The following is a 19,220-nucleotide window of genomic DNA, read 5'->3' on the forward strand; positions in this document are numbered from 1 at the left end:
AGCAAACTGCGGCGACGGACTGCGGAAACGGACTGCGGAGACGTGCCGCAGAAACGTACCGCAGCAACAATTGCAGACGTGGACCGCGGAAACATATCGCGAAAGCGAACTTGAAAAACGAACTGCGACGGGGAACGCAATGAGCGGACAAAAACTAAACGTACTCGTGCTGCCGGGCTACCAGAACTCCGGCACGGGCCACTGGCAAACACTTTGGGAAGCGCTCGATCCCGCCTTCTTGCGCGTGCAAATGCCTGACTGGGATCATCCGACGCGCGACGCGTGGTGCCGCACGCTCGACGCCGCAGTGGCCGCAGCCGACTCGCCGGTGGTGTTCGCCGCGCACAGCCTGGGCTGCCTGACGACCGCCTTCTGGGCGTCGCAATACGCGAGCGTTGAGCGGTTGGCGAAAGTGGCCGGTGCATTACTGGTGGCCGTGCCCAACCCCTCCGAGGCGCATTTTCCGCAGGACGCCAGCGGCTTTGCGCCGGTGCCGCGCACGCGCCTGCCGTTCGCGAGCATCGTCGTGTCGAGCAGCGACGATCCGTACGGTGGTGTGCCGTTTTCGCAGACTTGTGCGAGCGCGTGGGGCAGCCGCTGGATCGATATCGGGCCTCGCGGCCACATCAATGCCGACAGCGGCCTCGGCGATTGGGAAGAGGGGCGGCGCTGGCTGGCTTCGTTAGACGAGCGGCGGTGATGGCCTCATTTGCGGAGATTCAGGCGGCGAGTGAGCTGGCACCGTCGCCAGCTCCGCTGAAAACTGTCAACGCCTCGGCCGGCTCCAAATCACTCGCCCGCAACGCAGCCGGCCTCAAATCACCGACTGGTCCCGCAACGCCGCAATCCGTGCCTCGTCATAGCCGAGCACATCGCGCAGGATGCTGTCGGTGTGCTCGCCGAGCGTCGGCGGATGGGACAGCGCTTCGGGCGGCGTACCGCTCATATTGATCGGATTGCGCACCAGTTTGACCGTGCCGCCCGACGGATGCGGCAGATCGACCTGCAGCCCGCGCGCCACCACCTGCTCGTTCTCGAACACTTCGCCCAGATCGTTGATCGGCCCGCACGGCACACCGGCTGCTTCGAGGGCGGCAATCCATTGTTGTTTGCCCTGCAGACGCACCATGTCGGCAAGAATCGGCACGAGGATATCGCGGTTGCGTACGCGTGCCGGATTGGTGGCGAATCGCTCGTCAATGGCGAGTTCGGTGCGGCCGCCGGCCTCGACGAACTTGCGGAACTGGCCGTCGTTACCGACCGCGACGATGATCCAGCCGTCACTGGTCTGGAAGGTCTGGTAGGGCACGATGTTCGGATGCGCATTGCCCCAGCGCACGGGCGGCTGGCCGCTCGCCAGGTAATTCGAATTCATGTTTGCCAGCATGGCCACCTGCACGTCGAGCAGCGCCATGTCGATGTACTGGCCTTCGCCCGTGCGGTCGCGATGCGTGAGCGCCGTGAGCACGGCGATGGTCGAATACATGCCGGTCATCAGATCGGCGATCGCGACGCCGGCCTTTTGCGGGCCACCGCCCGGCTGGCCGTCGCGCTCGCCGGTAATGCTCATGAAGCCGCCGATGCCCTGCACGATGAAGTCGTAGCCGGCGCGCTGCGCATACGGGCCGGTTTGCCCGAAGCCGGTCACCGAGCAGTAGATCAGATCGGGCTTCACTTCCTTCAGCGACGCGTAATCGAGGCCGTACTTCTTCAACTGCCCGACCTTGTAGTTCTCCAGCACCACGTCGCTTTGCGCGGCCAGTTCGCGGATGATCCGCTGGCCTTCGGGCGAAGCGATGTCGACGGTGACCGAGCGCTTGTTGCGATTCGCCGCGAGGTAATAGGCGGCTTCGCGGGTGTCGGCGCCTTCAGGCGTTTTCAGGTACGGCGGCCCCCAGTGGCGCGTGTCGTCGCCGACTTCGGGCCGTTCGATCTTGATCACGTCGGCGCCGAAATCGGCGAGCGTCTGCGCGCACCAAGGCCCGGCGAGCACGCGTGTGAGGTCCAGCACGCGGATATGACTGAGAGCGCCCATATTTTTCATTGTCTCCTTTGTAGCCAAAGCGACGTACATGTCGCCGCGGATGGGGGCAATCTTAAGCGATTCCCACGCGCCGGCGCAGTCAGCCGAACGGCATAGGACGCGAGGCGCGCCTCGCCATGTCACTCGCTACCCGGCCAAACCTGGCCGAATGGCTATTGGGACCAGGGTGGGACAGGGCCGCCGCCGCGCACGGGCGCCGATCCCGTATAATCAGTCGTTTAAGAAACAAACAGTTGGCGCATCCCCATGATGCCGCCGGTAACAGCCAGGGAACTGGCAAACCCGTCCCCCGCACGCTATGAAAGCCGCCGAAATCCGCGAGAAATTCCTCAAGTTCTTCGAATCGAAGGGCCATACGATCGTTCGCTCGTCGAGCCTTGTGCCCGGCAACGACCCGACACTGCTCTTCACCAATTCGGGAATGGTGCAGTTCAAAGATGTGTTCCTCGGCGCGGAATCGCGTCCGTATTCGCGCGCCACGACCGCGCAGCGCAGCGTGCGCGCCGGCGGCAAGCACAACGATCTGGAAAACGTCGGCTACACCGCGCGTCACCACACGTTCTTCGAAATGCTGGGCAACTTCTCGTTCGGCGACTACTTCAAGCGCGACGCGATCCACTACGCGTGGGAATTGCTGACCGGCGTGTACCAGTTGCCGAAAGACAAGCTGTGGGTCACCGTCTATCACGAAGACGACGAAGCGCACGACATCTGGGCGAAGGAAGTCGGCGTGCCGGTCGAGCGGATCATCCGCATCGGCGACAACAAAGGCGCGCGCTACGCGTCGGACAACTTCTGGCAGATGGCCGACGTCGGGCCGTGCGGCCCGTGCTCGGAAATTTTCTACGACCACGGCCCGGAGGTATGGGGTGGCCCGCCGGGATCGCCTGAGGAAGACGGCGACCGTTACATCGAGATCTGGAATCTCGTGTTCATGCAATTCAGCCGCGACGCCCAAGGCAACATGACGCCGCTGCCCAAGCAGTGCGTCGACACCGGCATGGGTCTCGAGCGTATCGCCGCGGTTCTGCAGCACGTGCACAGCAACTACGAGATCGATCTGTTCCAGGCGCTTATCAAGGCCGCGGGCCGCGAAACCGGCGTGACCGATCTGACGAACAACTCGCTGAAGGTGATCGCCGATCACATCCGCGCCTGCTCGTTCCTGATCGTCGACGGTGTGATTCCGGGCAACGAAGGCCGCGGCTACGTGCTGCGCCGTATCGTGCGCCGCGCGATCCGCCACGGCTACAAGCTGGGCAAGAAGGGTTCGTTCTTCCACCGCATGGTGCCGGACCTCGTCGCGCAAATGGGCGGCGCCTATCCGGAACTGAAGGACGCGGAGCAACGCGTGACAGATGTGCTGCGTCAGGAAGAAGAGCGCTTCTTCGAGACCATCGAGCACGGCATGTCGATTCTCGAAAGCGCGCTGGCCGATCTGGAAGCGAAGGGTGGCAAGACGCTCGACGGCGAACTCGCGTTCAAGCTGCACGACACCTACGGCTTCCCGCTCGATCTGACGGCAGACGTCTGCCGCGAGCGCGAAGTGACGGTCGACGAAGCCGCTTTCGACGAAGCCATGGCGCGTCAGCGCGAACAGGCTCGCGCGGCGGGCAAGTTCAAGATGGCGCAGGGCCTCGAATACTCGGGCGCGAAGACCACGTTCCACGGCTACGAAGAAATTATCTTTGACGACGCGAAAGTGATCGCGCTGTATGTTGACGGCGCGTCGGTCAAGGAAGTGAGCCACGGCCAGCAGGCGGTCGTCGTGCTCGACCACACGCCGTTCTACGCGGAGTCGGGCGGCCAGGTCGGCGACCAGGGCGTGCTGGCGAACGCGAGCGTGCGCTTTGCGGTGACCGACACGTTGAAGGTGCAGGCGGACGTCGTCGGCCATCACGGCACGCTCGAGCAGGGCACGCTGAAAGTCGGCGACGTCGTGAAGGCGGAAATCGACGCGGTGCGTCGTGCCCGCACCGAGCGCAATCACTCGGCCACCCACCTGATGCACAAGGCGCTGCGCGAAGTGCTCGGCTCGCACGTGCAGCAGAAGGGCTCGCTGGTCGATGCGGACAAGACCCGTTTCGACTTCGCGCACAACGCGCCGATGACTGACGAGCAGATTCGTCAGGTCGAAGCGATCGTCAACGCGGAAGTGCTGGCGAACGCGCCGGGCATTGTGCGCGTGATGCCGTTCGACGAAGCGGTGAAGGGCGGCGCGATGGCGCTGTTCGGCGAAAAATACGGCGACGAAGTGCGCGTGCTCGACCTCGGCTTCTCGCGTGAATTGTGCGGCGGTACGCACGTGCATCGCACGGGCGACATCGGACTCTTCAAGATCGTGATGGAAGGCGGCGTGGCTGCCGGCATTCGTCGCGTGGAAGCGATCACGGGCGATAACGCCGTGCGCTTCGTGCAGGATCTCGACGCGCGGATCAATGCGGCTGCGGCCGTGTTGAAGGCGCAGCCGTCGGAACTGACGCAGCGGATCATGCAGGTGCAGGATCAGGTGAAGTCGCTGGAGAAGGAACTGGGCGCATTGAAGTCGAAGATGGCTTCCAGCCAGGGCGATGAACTTGCCGGTCAGGCAATCGAAGTGGCCGGCGTGCATGTGCTGGCTGCCACGCTCGAAGGCGCCGATGTGAAAACGCTGCGCGAGACGGTCGACAAGCTGAAGGACAAGCTGAAGAGCGCAGCGATCGTGCTGGCCTCTGTCGAGGGCGGCAAGGTGAGCCTGATCGCCGGTGTGACGGCGGACGCCAGCAAGAAGGTCAAGGCCGGTGAACTGGTTAACTTCGTTGCACAGCAAGTCGGCGGCAAGGGCGGCGGGCGCCCGGATATGGCGCAAGCGGGTGGCACTGAACCGGCGAATCTGCCGGCGGCACTGGCAGGCGTGAAGGGTTGGGTCGAAGCCCAGCTTTGATTCGGGTTTGATTGGGCCATGCGGGGCGCTGGTGGTTTTTGCGTCCCGGGTGGCCCAAGTTGTTTTTGGCCTTGGCGTGTCTTGCCGTGCATCAACCTAACCGATTGCTGTCGCGGTTAGCGTTCCCCGCCACGCAGGCAAAGTAACAAGCAAAAATTCAAGCAACGCCTACCGGTGCAGCGACAGGTAACTCCACCGCATCCTCTCCCGACACAAGCGCTTGCCGCAGCGCATTGAGCGCGGACGAAAAATGCCCTCGTCGCCAGACGAGAAGCGTCTCGATCACACCAATATCCGGAAGCTCATGAACCGCGATGTTGCTCGTATCCGTTTGCAGATCGAGCACTGATCGCGGCGCCACGGCCACTCCCGCGCCGGCGGCGACACAAGCCACGATCGCATGATACGAGCCGAGCTCCAGAACGCGGGCCGGCCTTACGCCATGCTCCAGATACCACTTCTCGATGTACGCCCGGTAAGCACACCCGCGCTCGAACGCGATCAGCGTCGATAAAGCAATATCCCGTACTTCGCGAATCGGCCGATGGCCTCGCGGCGACAGCATCACCAGTTCTTCGCGGAAAACCGGCACTGTCTCGAACAATTCACCGAGTGTGGCTGGATCTGGTGGCGTCGCCACCAACGCCGCATCCACTTCGAATTCGCGGACCCGCTCGATCAGCTTGCCGGTCGTGCCGGTTTCGAGTTCCAGCGCGACATCCGGCCACCGCTGGTGGTAACTCGCGAGCAATCCAGGCAGACGCGTCGCCGCGACGCTTTCCATCGTGCCCAAACGCAGGCGCCCACTCGGACGATCCTCGCGCACGGCATGGCGCGCCTCGTCGGCGAGTGCGAGCAAACGCTCCGCATAGGGCAGCAGTGTCTCGCCAGCCGGGGTCAAAACAAGGCGCCGGCCGTCGCGGATGAACAGGTCGGTGCCCAGTTGCTCCTCGAGTTGCTTGATGCGCGTCGTGACGTTCGATTGCACGCGATTGAGCTTGGCAGCGGCGCGCGTCACGCCGTTTTCCCGCACGACTGCACGAAAAATGGTCAAGGCGGCCAGATCCATGATTCTCTCCTGGCGATGGTTGGTATCGCAATTATTCATTTTTCGTGATCGAAAGGTCAAGCTAATATGGATTGAACAAACCGGCGACTGCCGGCCCGCTTCCGCTATTCGTCCACTTATGATCGATCTCGCTTCCAGCGCGCAAGACACCGCTACCGAACGTCACGCTGCCCGCCGCGCGGCGCTTGCCTGCATGATCACCTTGGCCGTGGTGCTCGGTATCGGCCGTTTTGCGTTCACGCCGCTCCTGCCGCTGATGCTTCACGGCGGCGCTCTCGGTCAGCCGCAGATCGATATCCAGCACGGCGGCTGGCTCGCATCGGCCAACTACGCAGGCTATTTCGTCGGCGCGATCACCTGCGCGGCGCTGCGGGTGGCACCGGCGCGTATGGTGCGCGCGGGGCTTGTCGCGACGGTCCTGCTGACGCTGGCGATGGGCGTAACAAGCCAATTCTGGGTGTGGGCCGTCGTGCGCTTCATCGCCGGCGCGGTCAGCGCCTGGACCTTCGTGTTCGCCTCGCAGTGGGGCTTGCGGCGGCTCGCCGAACTCGGCGCGCACGGGTGGGGCGGGGTGATCTATACGGGCCCGGGCATGGGCATTGTCGGAACAGGTTTGCTCGTCAGCGCTGCGGGCGGCTATGGCGCGACGGTCGGTTGGATCGGTTTCGGACTCATCGCGGCGGTGCTTTCGATCGTGGTTTGGCCCGTGTTCGGGGCCGTGACCGGCACCACTTCAAAAGGCGCGACGCTTGCCACGAACGGGTCGATGCCCGTCGCTCATGCCAGTCAACGCTCGGCTGGGCAGCACTCCGCCGGGCAGCACGACACCGGCCAATACGTCGCAATTCAGCGACCCACGAACCATTTCTCCGTCGCGAACCAAATCCCCGCCGCCGGCCAACACGCCCCCACAAACCGTGCCCCGCACCGCGCCGACGCCTTCTGGCTGATTCTGCTCTATGGCGTGCCCGGCTTCGGCTACATCATCACCGCGACGTTCCTGCCGGTGATCGCGCGCCACGCGCTGCCGGGCTCGTCCTGGCCCGATCTGTTCTGGCCTATGTTCGGCGCGGCCTTGATCGTCGGTGCGCTTCTCGCGGCACGCCTGCCGGTGCATTGGGACAATCGCACCCTGCTCGCCGGTTGCTATGTGCTGCAAGCCGCCGGTATTGCGCTCGGCATCGTCTGGCCCACGGCGGGCGGTTTCTCGCTCGGCAGCATCCTGATCGGCCTGCCATTTACGGCCATCACCCTGTTCGCGATGCGAGAGGCGCGGCGCCTGCTTGGCGACGAAGCGGCCGGCCTGATGGGCTATGCGACGGCGGCTTACGGCGTCGGCCAGATCGTCGGCCCGCTGGTGGCCGCGCCGATCGCCGAGCACACGGGGTCTTTCTCGCCGGCCTTGTGGCTGGCGGCGGGGACGCTACTGTTGGGCGCGGCCGGCCTGATCGTCGTGACACACATGCCGCGAGGCCGTGGCCGCATGCCCGATTGCGGCTGCAACTAACGGTCTTTCCGGGGGCGCATTCCTCGACGTCAACCGATCCCGCAGGCGCAGGTGCAGGTGCAAGTGCAGGCGCAAGTCCAAGTCCAAGCGCCAGCAAGGCAAGTTCGTCCGCCGCCTTGCGCAGAACACATGGGCCCGTTGAACCGCCCACGAGGCAAATGCCAGGCCAAAAAACAAATAACTCCCCGGCGCACTAAAATGACGGCTTTCCCGTCATCTCAGCGCGCCTGTCGCCGGGCGCGCCGCCAGCCATGCAACATTTCGCGTCCGACAACTACGCCGGCATCTGTCCCGAAGCGCTCAACGCGCTGATCACCGCCAACAACAGCGGCCACGAACCCGCTTACGGCGACGACTCCTGGACCAACCAGGTTTGCGACCGCCTGCGGGATCTGTTCCAGACCGATTGCGAAGTGTTTTTCGTGTTCAACGGCACGGCCGCCAATTCGCTGGCGCTGGCGTCGCTGTGCCAGTCGTATCACTCGGTGATCTGCCACGAACTCGCGCACATCGAAACCGATGAATGCGGCGGCCCGGAATTCTTCTCCGGCGGCTCGAAGCTGCTGACCGCGCCGGGCGTCAGTGGCAAGCTCACGCCGGATGCGATCGAAGCGGTCGTCACGCGCCGCGCCGATATTCATTACCCAAAGCCGAAGGTCGTCACGCTGACCCAATCGACCGAAGTCGGCACCGTCTACACCGTCGAGGAAGTGCGCGCGATCGCGGCGATCGCCAAACGGCGTCATCTGAAAGTGCACATGGACGGCGCGCGCTTTGCGAATGCGGTCGCGGCGCTCGACGTGCATCCGTCCGAGATCACGTGGCGTGCGGGCGTCGACGTGCTGTGCTTCGGCGGGACCAAGAACGGTTTGCCGGTCGGTGAAGCCGTGGTGTTCTTCGATCGCTCGCTCGCCGACGATTTCGCCTACCGTCTGAAGCAGGCCGGCCAACTCGCTTCGAAAATGCGCTTCATCTCCGCGCCGTGGCTCGGACTGCTGGATAACGACGTCTGGCTGCGCAATGGGCGTCATGCGAATGCAATGGCGGCCTTGCTGGAAACGCGGTTGCACGAAATTCCCGGTGTGAGCATCATGTTTCCGCGAGAATCGAACGCGGTCTTTGCGCAATTGCCGGCGCAGGCCGCCAAGGCAATGCGTGCGCGCGGCTGGAAGTTCTACGAGTTCATCGGCGCGGGTGGTTGCCGGCTGATGTGCGCGTGGGACACGCAGCCGGAAACCGTCGAGCGTTTCGCTGCGGAAGTGCGCGAGCTGTGCCTGGCCAGAAACCGCATCGACTGCGCGCCTGCGACCAGGCTGGGACCGTGAACTTGGACCGGAAGCTGAAACCAGGAACCAGGCGTACAAACAGCACCGCGCACGAGTTGCTGAACCGGCCGCAGCACGACATTCAACACTGAACAACGCCGCACACGAACCATAAGAGACGACCCACTCGCCATGACCGAACACCGATTTTGTCCGCGCTGCGCTACGCCTTTGATCGAGCGCGTCGATGCCGAACACGAAGGCGGCCGGATCCGCCAGATCTGCCCTGATACGGAATGCGGCTACGTTCACTGGAACAATCCGCTGCCGGTGGTGGCCGCGATCGTCGAGTACGAAGGCAAGATTCTGCTCGCGCGCAACGCCGCCTGGCCGGAAGGCATGTTCGCGCTGATCACCGGTTTTCTGGAAAACGGCGAGACCCCGGAAGAGGGCATTGCCCGCGAAGTGCTGGAAGAAACCTCGCTGCACGCTGAGACGGTCGAATTGATCGGCGTGTACGAATTCATCCGCAAAAACGAACTGATCATCGCGTATCACGTGAAGGCGTACGGCACGGTCGCGCTGTCGCCGGAATTGCTCGAATACCGGTTGGTCGAGCCGGCCAAACTGCGTCCGTGGCGTGCGGGCACCGGTCAGGCGCTCGGCGAATGGATGCGGCGGCGCGGCTTGCAGTTCGAGTTTGTCGAAAAACCGGGGCAGTAAGCGATGAACAAACCCGCACCGGCCACGCGCGGCGCCTACCCGCATTTTCTACCGATCACCACACGCTGGATGGACAACGACGTCTACGGCCACGTCAACAATGTCGTCTATTACAGCTACTTCGACACGGTGGTGAACGAGTACCTGATTCGCGCCGGCGTGCTCGATTTCGAGCATGGCGCGACGATCGGTCTTGTGGTCGAGACGCATTGCAATTACTTCGCGCCGCTGGTGTTTCCCGAGCGCGTCGAAGCGGGCTTGCGGGTCGTGCGGCTCGGCACCTCGAGCGTGCGCTACGAAGTGGGCCTCTTCAAGGAGGGCGAAGATCAACCCGCCGCCCAAGGGCATTTCGTGCACGTCTATGTGGATCGCGTCACGCGTCGCCCGGTGAGCTTGGCCGCCGACTTGCGCGCGGCGCTCGAACCGCTGACCGTCGCTGTGCAGGCGGAATAGGCGCGTGCAGTCGTTCGTCATCAACCTGCTCAACGGTGTCAGTTACGGCCTGCTGCTGTTTATGCTGTCGGCGGGCCTGACGCTGATTTTCAGCATGCTCGGCGTGCTGAATTTCGCGCACGCGAGCTTCTACATGCTCGGCGCGTACGTCGGTTTTTCGGTGGCGGCGCATGCGGGTTTCTGGAGTGCGCTGGTGATCGCGCCGCTGATCGTCGGCTTGATCGGCGCGGCGTTGGAGCGCTGGCTGCTGCGCCGCGTGCGTGTGCATGGTCATCTCCCCGAGTTGCTGCTGACTTTCGGCGCCGCGTATCTGCTCGGTGAGCTGGTCAAGCTTGGCTGGGGCTTGAGTCCGCTTGGCGCGACTGTTCCGGCCGTGCTCGACGGACCGTTGTTCACCCTCTACGGCGCGGCCTTTGCACGCTATCGGGCCTTCATGATGGCGGTGTCGCTGGCGATGCTGGCGGTGCTCTACGCGGTGCTGCGCGTGTCGAAGGCGGGGCTGATCGTACGTGCGGCGCTTACACATGCGAGTGCTGTCGAGGCGCTCGGCCACAACGTGCCGCGCGTGTTCACCGGTGTGTTCGCGGCAGGCACAGCGCTCGCCGCGTTGGCCGGCGTGATCGGTGCGCCGCTCTTCGTGATCGAACCGTCGATGGCGGAGTCGCTCGGCTCGATCGTCTTCGTGGTGGTCGTGATCGGCGGACTGGGCTCGTTGAGCGGGGCGCTGGCGGCATCGCTGATCGTCGGTTGCGTGCAGACCTTCGCGGTAGCAAGCGACGTGTCGCTGGGCGATCTCACGGCCGTATTCGGAGGCGTGCTGCCGGACGCATGGGACACGCTGACGCTCGCGCAACTCGCGCCGCTGATTCCCTATCTGCTGCTTGTCGCCATGCTGGCGCTGCGCCCGCGTGGACTGTTCGGACGGCGTGACGATCATGCGTGAGCCGCCCGAGAAGTTTGCTGTGCCGGCAGTCAAGCCGCGCTCGATGTTGCGCAGGTTCGCGCCATGGCTCGCGCTCGTCCTGTTCCTCGCCGTGCCGCCTTTTGTCTGGCCGCAAAGCTGGCTCCTCGCCTATCTCGCGCAAACCGCGACGATGATCGTATTCGCGCTTTCGTACAACCTGCTGCTCGGCGATACGGGCTTGCTGTCCTTCGGACATGCCGCTTATTCCGGCCTCGGCGCGCTCATTGCGGCGCAAGTGTTCAATCGCATTGGTGTGCCGTTGGTGCTGCTGCCGTTGATCGGCGGCATCGGCGGCGCGCTGTGCGGAGTCCTGTTCGGTTTCGTGTCGACGCGGCGCGCCGGGACGGCCTTCGCGATGATCACGCTCGGCATCGGCGAGCTCGTCGCGGCGGCCGCGTGGACGCTGCCCGACTGGTTCGGCGGCGAGGCCGGCGTGCCAATCGATCGCGCGAGCGGTCCGATGCTCGCAAGCTGGAGTTTCGGCCCGGCGCGCGAGGCGTATGCGCTGATCGCGCTGTGGTGCGTGCTGGCGAGCGTCGCGATGTTCGTGTTGTCGCGCACACCGTTCATGCGGCTCGCCAACGCCGTGCGCGACAACCCAGTGCGCGCCGCGGCGATCGGCTGTTATCCGGGCCGTATCCGCTATGGCGTGGTGGTGATGTCGGCGTTTTTTGCCGGTATTGCAGGCACCTTGGGGTTGATCAATGTCGAACTGGTGTCGACGGAAAGCGTCGGCATGATGCGCTCGGGCGCCGTGCTGATCGCGACAGTGATCGGCGGCACAGGAGCGTTTTTCGGGCCGGTCGCGGGCGCGATCGTCCTGACGTTTTTCAGCGTTGCGGTGGCGAGCGTGACGCGGGCATGGCTGTTCTATCTGGGCCTGTTCTTTGTCGTGATCGTGGTGGCGTCGCCGGATGGACTGGCGGGCTTCATGCAGCGGCACACGGCACGCGTCGCTGCTTACGGTTGGCGCGTATGCGGCAAGGCGTATCTATGGGGCGCGGCTTCAGCGGCGCTATGGACGCTGGCCGTCGTGCTCGCGGTGCAGTGGGCCTATGCCGTGCAATTCGGTGCGGCCGATGGCGCGGCGTTCAGCGTCATCGGTGTGCCGCTGGAGCCGGCCTCGCCGCATTTCTGGCTCGGCGTCGTGGTGTTCATGCTGGCCGCGCCAGGCGCACTCGCCGCGCACTATGCACATCGTGCGCAAGCACGTCTTGCCGTGCGCGCCAGCGCCACGCAGATCGCCGGAGACGCGCGATGATCCCGGCCCTCGCGGTCTACGGCGTCGAAAAACGCATCGGCGCCACGCGGATTCTGCGCGGCGTCGATCTTGCGATCGAGCCCGGCGAGCGCCATGCATTGATCGGGCCGAACGGCGCAGGCAAGTCGACGCTCTTCAATCTGATCGCCGGCGGCGCGCGCCCGAACGCCGGGCGCATCGATCTGTTCGGCGCGGAGATCACGCGCCTCGCGCCGGCCGCCATCACGCGCCGGGGTCTCGCGCGCAGCTTCCAGACCACCAGCGTGTTCGCACGCCTCAGCGTATTCGACAACCTGCGCTGCGCGGCCATGCTGGCCGAGCGCGACCGCACGCGCTGGTGGCAGCGTTTCAGCGGCTCACGTACGGTCGATGCGCGTGCCGAGCAGGTGCTCGAAGCCGTGGGGCTGAGTGCGCGCAGACATATCCAGGCCGGCACGCTTAGCTATGCCGAGCAACGCGCGCTCGACCTCGGCCTTGCGCTTGCAGGCGGCGCGCACACCTTGCTGCTCGACGAGCCAACTGCGGGCATGAACCGCGCCGAAGCGGCGCGCGCCATCGAACTGATTCGCGCGACCACCGCCGGCCGTACGCTGCTGATGATCGAGCACGACATGGACGCCGTGTTTGCGATTGCCGACCGCGTTTCGGTGCTGGTGCAAGGCCGGATCATCGCGACCGGCACGCCGGCGGCGATTCGCGCGGATGCGGCCGTGCGCGCCGCTTATCTTGGCGACGGCGTCCGCCCATGACTGCCTTGCTCGACATTCGACAACTGAACGCCTGGTACGGCGCGAGCCAGACCCTGCACGGTGTCAACTTGCAGATCGACGCCGGCGAAGTCGTCGCACTGGTCGGGCGCAACGGCTCCGGACGCTCGACGCTCGCGCGCGCGATCATGGGCCTCGTGCGCAGCGAGGGCGAGTTGCGTTTTGCCGGCCATGCACTCGGCGGGCTACGCACCTTCGAGATCGCTCGCCTGGGGCTCGGTTACGTGCCTGAGCATCGCGACGTCTTTCCGACGCTGAGCGTCCACGAGAATCTGCAACTCGGTGTGGCGCCGCACGCTCGCGGCCGTGCACCGCGCTTCACCTTTGACGACGCCTACGAACTGTTCCCCGTCCTGCGCGAAAGAAAGCGCACGCGCGCCGGCGTGTTATCGGGCGGCGAACAACAGATGCTGACGCTCGCCCGGGCATTGCTCGGCGACCCCGACCTGCTGGTCATCGACGAACCGGGCGAAGGGCTGGCCAGCGTGGTGATGGGGCAGGTCGCGCAATGTCTGCGGATGTTGCGTGATCGTGGTGTGGCGATGCTGCTGATCGAGCAGCGGCTTGTCATTGCGCAAGACATCGCCAGCAGGGTTGCGGTGATGGGGCACGGCGAAATTGTCTTCGATGACGCGCTCGCGTCGTTTGTGAAGCGGCCGGACGTTATGCAGGAATGGTTAGGCGTGGGTTAGCCGATGCGTAGCGGGGCTGCGCATAACCGCTGGTTCACCCGGCGTCGCCGCAGCTCACTGAAGGACAGCGCTCGATAGGGCGCCCGAGCCCGGTTTCGCGAAGCCGAACCTGAGCGTCCTTGGCTGGCGTCTCGCTGCGGTTTTATTGCAGCGCCGCATTCGAATTTGCGACCTTTTTGCTGTTCTGACATGCGCGTCACGCACTGCGCGATGCACGCGCCCCTCGTTCCACGCCCAAATCGCGCTCTGAATGCCGTTTGAATCCTGTTTGCGTACGGCGCGCTCAAGCCTGATGCGTGGGGCTTTCCAGTGACTTGTTGTTGCGATTCAAACGCTTGATCGTTTGGTGAGCGTCCTCCAGAAATCTTGTCGGCAGCGCGCTGACAAATCAAGACAATCAGGTCAAAGGCGCGCAACGGCGGCACGGTGTTTAAAGCCGACGTATGTGCGACCGACCATGCCGTGCCGGACGCGCAAAAGACGCGCCGCGGCCTCAGGAGGAGACATCATGAAACAGACAGGCGCATTGGGCGAAACATCGGCTGACGGCGTGCAGGCGGAGCCCGCGCTGCGCCTGCTTCAAAGAATGTTGTCGCGTCGCGTGGCGCGAACGCCGCTCGGAGAAGCGTGGCGCACGCGAGCCGGCGCTGGTGCCGCGCTTGTGACGGCTGCACTGCTGATGTCCGCGTGCGCCGACGCGAGTTCCACGACCGGCGATGCCGCATCCGCGCCGTCGACACAAACGAGCACGGCGGCGAACGCTGTGAGCAACAACGACAGCCCGCTGACGGCCAAATCTCAACCGGATGCCGCGGGACCCACCGCTAACGCCACGAACGGCGTCGCTACCGCATCGAACAGCGCCGCCGTTGCGAGCGCTGATCAGCCTGCCTCCGCATCGCGCCCCTCGCTCGAACTCGCCAAGGCCAAGCAGCTTGCTGCCGAACAGCGCGTCGCCGCACGCGTGCCGCCCGCGAGCGGCATGACCGAGAAGCGCAGCCGTCCGCTGACGCTGCGCGATTCCGGCATCGACGGATCGTTGATGTTCGCACGCGACGTCGACTTTCGCGTGACCGGCGACATCGGTTTCATGATTCACGACATGGCCGCGACGCTGACGCCGGCGCGCGCTGGACAGCCGATCGTGTTCGACGATCCGACCAGCGTGACGATCAACGTCCACCGTGGCGACGTCACGCTCGACAGCGCCAAGCTCACTGCGATTTTCAATCGCTACCTGTTCCAGTACCAGGGCTCGCCGCTGCGCAATATGCGAGTGGTGCCACAAGACGGCGGCACCTTGCGAATTACGGGCGAAATGCATCGCGACACGTGGGTGCCGATCGTGCTGATCGGGTCGCTGTCGATGCGCAACGCCGACAACCTCGTGTTCCATGCCGACCACGTCGAAGTGGCCGGCGTCGGTGCCGACAAGCTGATGCAGGCTGCGCACGTGAAGATGGCCGACCTGTTGAAGGTGGACACGCCGATCGCGCGTCTCGACGGTGACGACGTCGTGATGCAGGTGGCCAAACTCACGCCACCGCCCGCGTTGCGCATGACGATCACGCAGATCAATACCAGTGCGGCAGGTGTCCGCTTCATGCTCGACGACCACACGGTGCAGAAGATCGACTGGCCCGCGACGATGCCACCGCGCGGCATGCTGGTACAGGGCGGCGACGTCAAGTTCATGCGTTCGATGCCGATGAACATCGACATGGCGCTAACGCCGCTTGATACGAACGCGCCGTTCGTGCTCGACCTGTACCACTACCGCGACCAGATGGCGGCCGGCTACTTCACCTTCGATGAGGCGGGTGCACTGGACGTGCATTTGCCGTCATATCCCACGCTAGCCAGCGCGTCGAAAGATGCGCCGACGCAGGTGGGCAGCGCGAGCGCGCGCTTTAACGACAGCTTCATTCGCGCGCAGCAGGCGTCGCTCGCGCAGGCGCGCCTCGTGTGGCAACACGTGCCGCAGACATTGCGGACGGCGTCGGTTGCACGCGCGATCCCGGTCGGCACGCGGGCGGCATTTGTCGGTCAGAGCATGGCGACGCCCGGCTCTGCGATTAGCGACGAGCGGCACTCGTCCGGACCTGCACCCTTGATTCACGTCGAGAATGTCGACTTCTACGTATCGGGTCGAATCGGCTTTCATGTGCGTTCGCTGGATGCGCAGATGGTGCCGAAGAATCCGGGTCAACCGGTCGACCTCGACGATCCGGACCAGTACGACATTCGGATCATTGGCGGCGAAGTGGTCGAGCCGTGGCCTGCGATGGCGGCGTTGTTCAACGATTATCTGCTCGACTATGAGCCGCGTTCGCTGAACGATTTGCAGTTGAAGCCGGTGGATGGCAAGTTGGAAGTGACGGGCGGGATCAAGTTGTGGAATCACTTTCCTGGCGTGTGGCTGCCGACGACGATGAGCGGCACGATCGTGGCCAAGGATGAGCGGCATCTTGTCTATGAGCCGACCTCGGTGAAGGTGCTGGGGGTGCCGCAGGCGGGGTTGTTGCGGGCGCTGGATATTCCGTTGGCGTCGTTGACGCCGTTTACACGCAAGGGTGTTGCGTTGAAGGGGAACGAACTGGTGTTCGATCAGTACACCGTGTTTCCGCCGCCGGTTTTGCAGGGGCGGCTGGCTAGTGCGACGGTGACTGATGAGGGGTTGGTGTTGAAGTTCAAGCGGGATGCTTCTATTGCTGCTGCGAGGCCGCCTGTTGGGGCGGCGAAGAGTTTTGTCTGGATCGAGTCGGGTGATGTGAAGATGTTTAATTCGTTGGTCACGAATGCGAGGACTTTTATTCGGGATAGTTCTAATCCTGGGGTCATGAAGTTTGATCTTTATGGATATCGAAGGGATGTTTCCAAGGGGACTGTGAGGATGGGGGAGGATGGGGGATTGGACGTGGATCTGGCTGCTAGGAAATAGTTAGGGTTTTTGCCTTCGCGGCGCTTATTGTCCGTGTTCTTAGGGCTTTGGCCTTTCCTTGATTTGTTAGTGGTCTATTAGTGTTGCCCCTGTGCGGGGCGGCACCTACTTCTCTTTGCCGGCTGCAAAGAGAAGTAGGCAAGAGAAAGCAGCTCAAACCGCTACTGCTAAGCGGGTACCGTGGTCTGCTACGGGTAGTGGTGCATCTGGAATCTGGGTTCGTGCACCTGCATGCGCCAGTGACAAAGACGTCATACTTCCGGCGACGCTGCGCGCGCCGAAGAGTACTTCATAAAACCGACCACTGCGCTTTAACGCCCGCGTCTCGCCACCGGGTCGTGGCTCGTCATTGCACCGCATCACCATCCCGATTCCGATTGGAACCGTAACCGTAACCGTAACCGCAACTGTGACTGTGACTGTGACTGTGACTGTGACTGTGACTGTGATTCAGCACACCGACATATCATTTGAGGCGGGATTCCCGGGGGAGTGCAGAGGTGCGTCGCCGAGGCGAAGCCGATGGCCACCCACTGACCTCAACCGAAGCGCCTGGTTTCCCTGGCAGACCCGTCCGCGACGCACGCAGTGCGGAGTGGGAGCTGATGACACCCTTGTCACTAACGCCTGAAGGTGCACGAACACGGATTCCACGGAGCCACTGCCACTTGCAGGCCACGGTGCCCACTTAGCAGTAGCGGTTTGAGCTGCTTTCTCTTGCCTACTTCTCTTTGCAGCCGGCAAAGAGAAGTAGGTGCCGCCCCGCACAGGGGCAACGCTAATAGACCACTAACAATGCAAGGAAAGGCACGAAAGCCAGAACAAGGAAAGGCCAAAGCCCTAAGAACACTGCCAATGCCGCCGCAAAAGGCAAAAACCCCTAGCCATCCTTATTAATAATCCACTCATGCGCCGGATCATTCCGAAAATGCCAGGTCCGCTGCCCCCCAGCCATAACATTCAAATAATAAGATTCATACCCATAGGGAACAACAACAGGATGATACCCACGCGGCACCATCACGACGTCGTGATTCTCCACCGCCATCGACTCATCGATATCGCGCATATCCGTATACACACGCTGAAAAGCAAACCCTTGCGGCGGATCGAGCCGATGATAGTAGGTCTCTTCGAGCGAACTCTCATGAGGCACATTATCCGTATCGTGCTTATGCGGCGGATAGCTTGAAGCATGCCCACCAGGCGTCCGAACCTCGACAACCAGCAAAGACTCCGCAAGCTCAGTCTGCGGAAGAATATCGCAAACGTAACGCGTATTCAGCCCCTTCCCGCGCGTGGAGCGCTTCATCGTAGAAGGCTCGATCAACCTCGCCGGATACATACCCTTGCCGGGCGCACTCGCCACACCAACCTCCGCATCGCGACACGCGCGAACCGTCACCCGCACGCCAGGCGGAAAATACATCGCATACGGCGCGGAATCCTCGAACACGCTATCGCGTGAACCCAGCGAACTCCATTTTGCATCAGCAGTTTCAATATCCACCGCGCCCGTCAACACGACGATACACACCTCGCGAGACGGCTCAAACACATGCACGACTTCATCCGCGCCCAACCGGTAAGCAGCAAATCCCACATACCGCCAGCACGCCGACTCAGGCGTCACCCGCGCGATTGTCTGGCCCTCGCGCTGCGCCTTTACCAATAAACTCATGCTGCCTCCTGCTCAGTCCTGCCACCGGCGTCGAGCGGCGCATCGACCAGCGCTCGCAACGTCCGGAATCCTTTCTGCGCATACTCATACGATGGCGCCACCGCCGGGTCCTGTTCCGCTTCAACCACCAGCCAACCACGATAGCCATGCCGCTTCAATCGATCGATGATCGCCGGGAAGTTCACTGCGCCATCGCCCGGCACCGTGAAGGCGCCGCTGATCACCGCGTCAAGGAAACTCCAGTTGCGATTGCGCGCCAGTTTCATTACCGCGGGTCGAACGTCCTTGCAGTGCACGTGGCACACGCGCCCGATGTGTTTGTCGAGCACCGCGAGCGGATCGCCGCCGGCAAACGTGATGTGTCCGGCATCGAACAGCAGGCCGACGGCGTCGCTCGTGCGCGACATCAGTTGATCTACGTCGGCCGGCGTTTCGACATACGCGCCCATGTGATGATGGTACGCCAGCCGCACGCCGCGGCTCAACGTATAGCGTGCGAATTCATCGACGCGCGCCGCGTACGCGGCCCATTGCGCTTCGCTGAAAAAACGCGGGCGTTGGTACAGCGGTTGCGGCGCGCCCTGGATCGAATCGGCAACTTCGCCGTAGACCATCGCGGTCGCGCCGTTCTGTGCGAGCAGTTCGAGGTGCGGGCCGACCGAGGCGATTTCCTCTTCCACGCTGCGTCGCGCGAGTCGTCCGGAGTACCAGCCGGATACCAAGGCCAGATCGTATTGGGCAAGCAGTGTCTTCAGCGCCTGCGGTTCGCGCGGAAACTTGTTGCCGAGTTCGAAACCCTGGTAGCCGATCTGGCGTCCTTCGGTCAACGCGACTTCGAGCGGCGTTTCGCCACCGAGCGAAGGCAGGTCGTCGTTCATCCACGATAAGGGGTTGATGCCGATACGTACGTCGAAAGCAGTCATGCGGGCG

Annotated in this window: 15 protein-coding genes; 11 read left to right on the top strand and 4 right to left on the bottom strand. The window is 63.5% G+C overall.

The annotated features are described in order from the left end of the window. Positions 1–139 precede the first annotated feature (139 nt). Positions 140–700, top strand: a complete 561-nt coding sequence (locus tag M0D64_RS15150; protein WP_266258275.1) for an alpha/beta hydrolase — start codon at positions 140–142, stop codon at positions 698–700. Positions 701–814: 114 nt separating this feature from the next. Here the strand turns inward: M0D64_RS15150 and M0D64_RS15155 are convergent, their stop codons facing one another. After that, a complete protein-coding gene (locus M0D64_RS15155; protein WP_171927420.1) occupies positions 815–2,035 on the bottom strand; it encodes a CaiB/BaiF CoA-transferase family protein in 1,221 nt (406 codons plus the stop codon). A 307-nt stretch (positions 2,036–2,342) separates the two neighbouring features. On the opposite strand from M0D64_RS15155, the gene alaS reads away from it, so the two are divergent. After that, positions 2,343–4,967 carry an alanine--tRNA ligase gene (gene alaS, locus M0D64_RS15160; RefSeq protein WP_154566362.1) on the top strand — a complete coding sequence of 875 codons (2,625 nt, stop codon included), beginning with the start codon at positions 2,343–2,345 and terminating at the stop codon, positions 4,965–4,967. A gap of 157 nt (positions 4,968–5,124) precedes the next feature. Here alaS and M0D64_RS15165 read toward each other — a convergent pair whose 3' ends face one another. Further along, positions 5,125–6,036, bottom strand: coding sequence for a LysR family transcriptional regulator (locus tag M0D64_RS15165; RefSeq protein WP_266239357.1), 912 nt, complete (start codon positions 6,034–6,036; stop codon positions 5,125–5,127). Between the two features lie 118 nt (positions 6,037–6,154). Here M0D64_RS15165 and M0D64_RS15170 point away from each other — a divergent pair, with 118 nt between their 5' ends. The 9 genes from M0D64_RS15170 (at position 6,155) to M0D64_RS15210 (ending at position 16,609) form a co-directional block, all read left to right on the top strand. Further along, entirely contained in the window at positions 6,155–7,543 is a 1,389-nt protein-coding gene (locus M0D64_RS15170; RefSeq protein ID WP_266258276.1) for a YbfB/YjiJ family MFS transporter, read from the top strand. A gap of 251 nt (positions 7,544–7,794) precedes the next feature. Next, positions 7,795–8,868: a low specificity L-threonine aldolase gene (locus M0D64_RS15175; RefSeq protein WP_266258277.1), complete on the top strand. Its 1,074-nt coding sequence runs from the start codon at positions 7,795–7,797 to the stop codon at positions 8,866–8,868. A 132-nt stretch (positions 8,869–9,000) separates the two neighbouring features. After that, a complete protein-coding gene (locus tag M0D64_RS15180; protein WP_266258278.1) occupies positions 9,001–9,531 on the top strand; it encodes an NUDIX domain-containing protein in 531 nt (176 codons plus the stop codon). Between the two features lie 3 nt (positions 9,532–9,534). Continuing rightward, complete coding sequence (locus tag M0D64_RS15185) at positions 9,535–9,984, top strand: thioesterase family protein (protein ID WP_266258279.1); 450 nt, start codon at positions 9,535–9,537, stop codon at positions 9,982–9,984. Positions 9,985–9,988: 4 nt separating this feature from the next. Beyond that, positions 9,989–10,927 (top strand): branched-chain amino acid ABC transporter permease, encoded by a 939-nt coding sequence (locus M0D64_RS15190; protein ID WP_054036322.1) that lies wholly within the window; start codon positions 9,989–9,991, stop codon positions 10,925–10,927. Positions 10,928–10,970: 43 nt separating this feature from the next. Further along, positions 10,971–12,209: a branched-chain amino acid ABC transporter permease gene (locus M0D64_RS15195; RefSeq protein WP_266258300.1), complete on the top strand. Its 1,239-nt coding sequence runs from the start codon at positions 10,971–10,973 to the stop codon at positions 12,207–12,209. Beyond that, complete coding sequence (locus M0D64_RS15200; protein ID WP_154566368.1) at positions 12,206–12,958, top strand: ABC transporter ATP-binding protein; 753 nt, start codon at positions 12,206–12,208, stop codon at positions 12,956–12,958. Before M0D64_RS15195 ends, M0D64_RS15200 begins: the two co-directional genes overlap by 4 nt. Next, positions 12,955–13,668: an ABC transporter ATP-binding protein gene (locus M0D64_RS15205; protein WP_154566369.1), complete on the top strand. Its 714-nt coding sequence runs from the start codon at positions 12,955–12,957 to the stop codon at positions 13,666–13,668. Before M0D64_RS15200 ends, M0D64_RS15205 begins: the two co-directional genes overlap by 4 nt. A 586-nt stretch (positions 13,669–14,254) precedes the next feature. After that, positions 14,255–16,609: a hypothetical protein gene (locus tag M0D64_RS15210; protein WP_266258301.1), complete on the top strand. Its 2,355-nt coding sequence runs from the start codon at positions 14,255–14,257 to the stop codon at positions 16,607–16,609. An 880-nt stretch (positions 16,610–17,489) separates the two neighbouring features. Here the strand turns inward: M0D64_RS15210 and iolB are convergent. After that, positions 17,490–18,290, bottom strand: a complete 801-nt coding sequence (iolB, locus tag M0D64_RS15215; RefSeq protein ID WP_266258280.1) for a 5-deoxy-glucuronate isomerase — start codon at positions 18,288–18,290, stop codon at positions 17,490–17,492. Further along, on the bottom strand, positions 18,287–19,213 hold the full coding sequence (iolE, locus tag M0D64_RS15220; protein ID WP_266258281.1) for a myo-inosose-2 dehydratase: 927 nt from the start codon (positions 19,211–19,213) through the stop codon (positions 18,287–18,289). The genes iolB and iolE overlap by 4 nt, the downstream gene beginning before the upstream one ends. Positions 19,214–19,220 lie beyond the last annotated feature (7 nt).

This window comes from Paraburkholderia sp. WS6 (assembly GCF_030464835.1).
In the GTDB taxonomy this organism is placed as follows: domain Bacteria; phylum Pseudomonadota; class Gammaproteobacteria; order Burkholderiales; family Burkholderiaceae; genus Paraburkholderia; species Paraburkholderia madseniana.

Excerpts from the sequence above, each read along its gene's own strand:
- M0D64_RS15175 (WP_266258277.1), top strand. The coding sequence starts at position 7,795 with ATGCAACATTTCGCGTCCGACAACTACGCCGGCATCTGTCCCGAAGCG.
- M0D64_RS15180 (WP_266258278.1), top strand. The coding sequence starts at position 9,001 with ATGACCGAACACCGATTTTGTCCGCGCTGCGCTACGCCTTTGATCGAG.
- M0D64_RS15195 (WP_266258300.1), top strand. The coding sequence starts at position 10,971 with ATGTTGCGCAGGTTCGCGCCATGGCTCGCGCTCGTCCTGTTCCTCGCC.
- M0D64_RS15200 (WP_154566368.1), top strand. The coding sequence starts at position 12,206 with ATGATCCCGGCCCTCGCGGTCTACGGCGTCGAAAAACGCATCGGCGCC.
- M0D64_RS15165 (WP_266239357.1), bottom strand. The coding sequence starts at position 6,036 with ATGGATCTGGCCGCCTTGACCATTTTTCGTGCAGTCGTGCGGGAAAAC.
- iolE (WP_266258281.1), bottom strand. The coding sequence starts at position 19,213 with ATGACTGCTTTCGACGTACGTATCGGCATCAACCCCTTATCGTGGATG.
- alaS (WP_154566362.1), top strand. The coding sequence starts at position 2,343 with ATGAAAGCCGCCGAAATCCGCGAGAAATTCCTCAAGTTCTTCGAATCG.
- M0D64_RS15150 (WP_266258275.1), top strand. The coding sequence starts at position 140 with ATGAGCGGACAAAAACTAAACGTACTCGTGCTGCCGGGCTACCAGAAC.
- M0D64_RS15155 (WP_171927420.1), bottom strand. The coding sequence starts at position 2,035 with ATGGGCGCTCTCAGTCATATCCGCGTGCTGGACCTCACACGCGTGCTC.
- M0D64_RS15185 (WP_266258279.1), top strand. The coding sequence starts at position 9,535 with ATGAACAAACCCGCACCGGCCACGCGCGGCGCCTACCCGCATTTTCTA.
- M0D64_RS15170 (WP_266258276.1), top strand. The coding sequence starts at position 6,155 with ATGATCGATCTCGCTTCCAGCGCGCAAGACACCGCTACCGAACGTCAC.
- iolB (WP_266258280.1), bottom strand. The coding sequence starts at position 18,290 with ATGAGTTTATTGGTAAAGGCGCAGCGCGAGGGCCAGACAATCGCGCGG.
- M0D64_RS15205 (WP_154566369.1), top strand. The coding sequence starts at position 12,955 with ATGACTGCCTTGCTCGACATTCGACAACTGAACGCCTGGTACGGCGCG.
- M0D64_RS15210 (WP_266258301.1), top strand. The coding sequence starts at position 14,255 with ATGTTGTCGCGTCGCGTGGCGCGAACGCCGCTCGGAGAAGCGTGGCGC.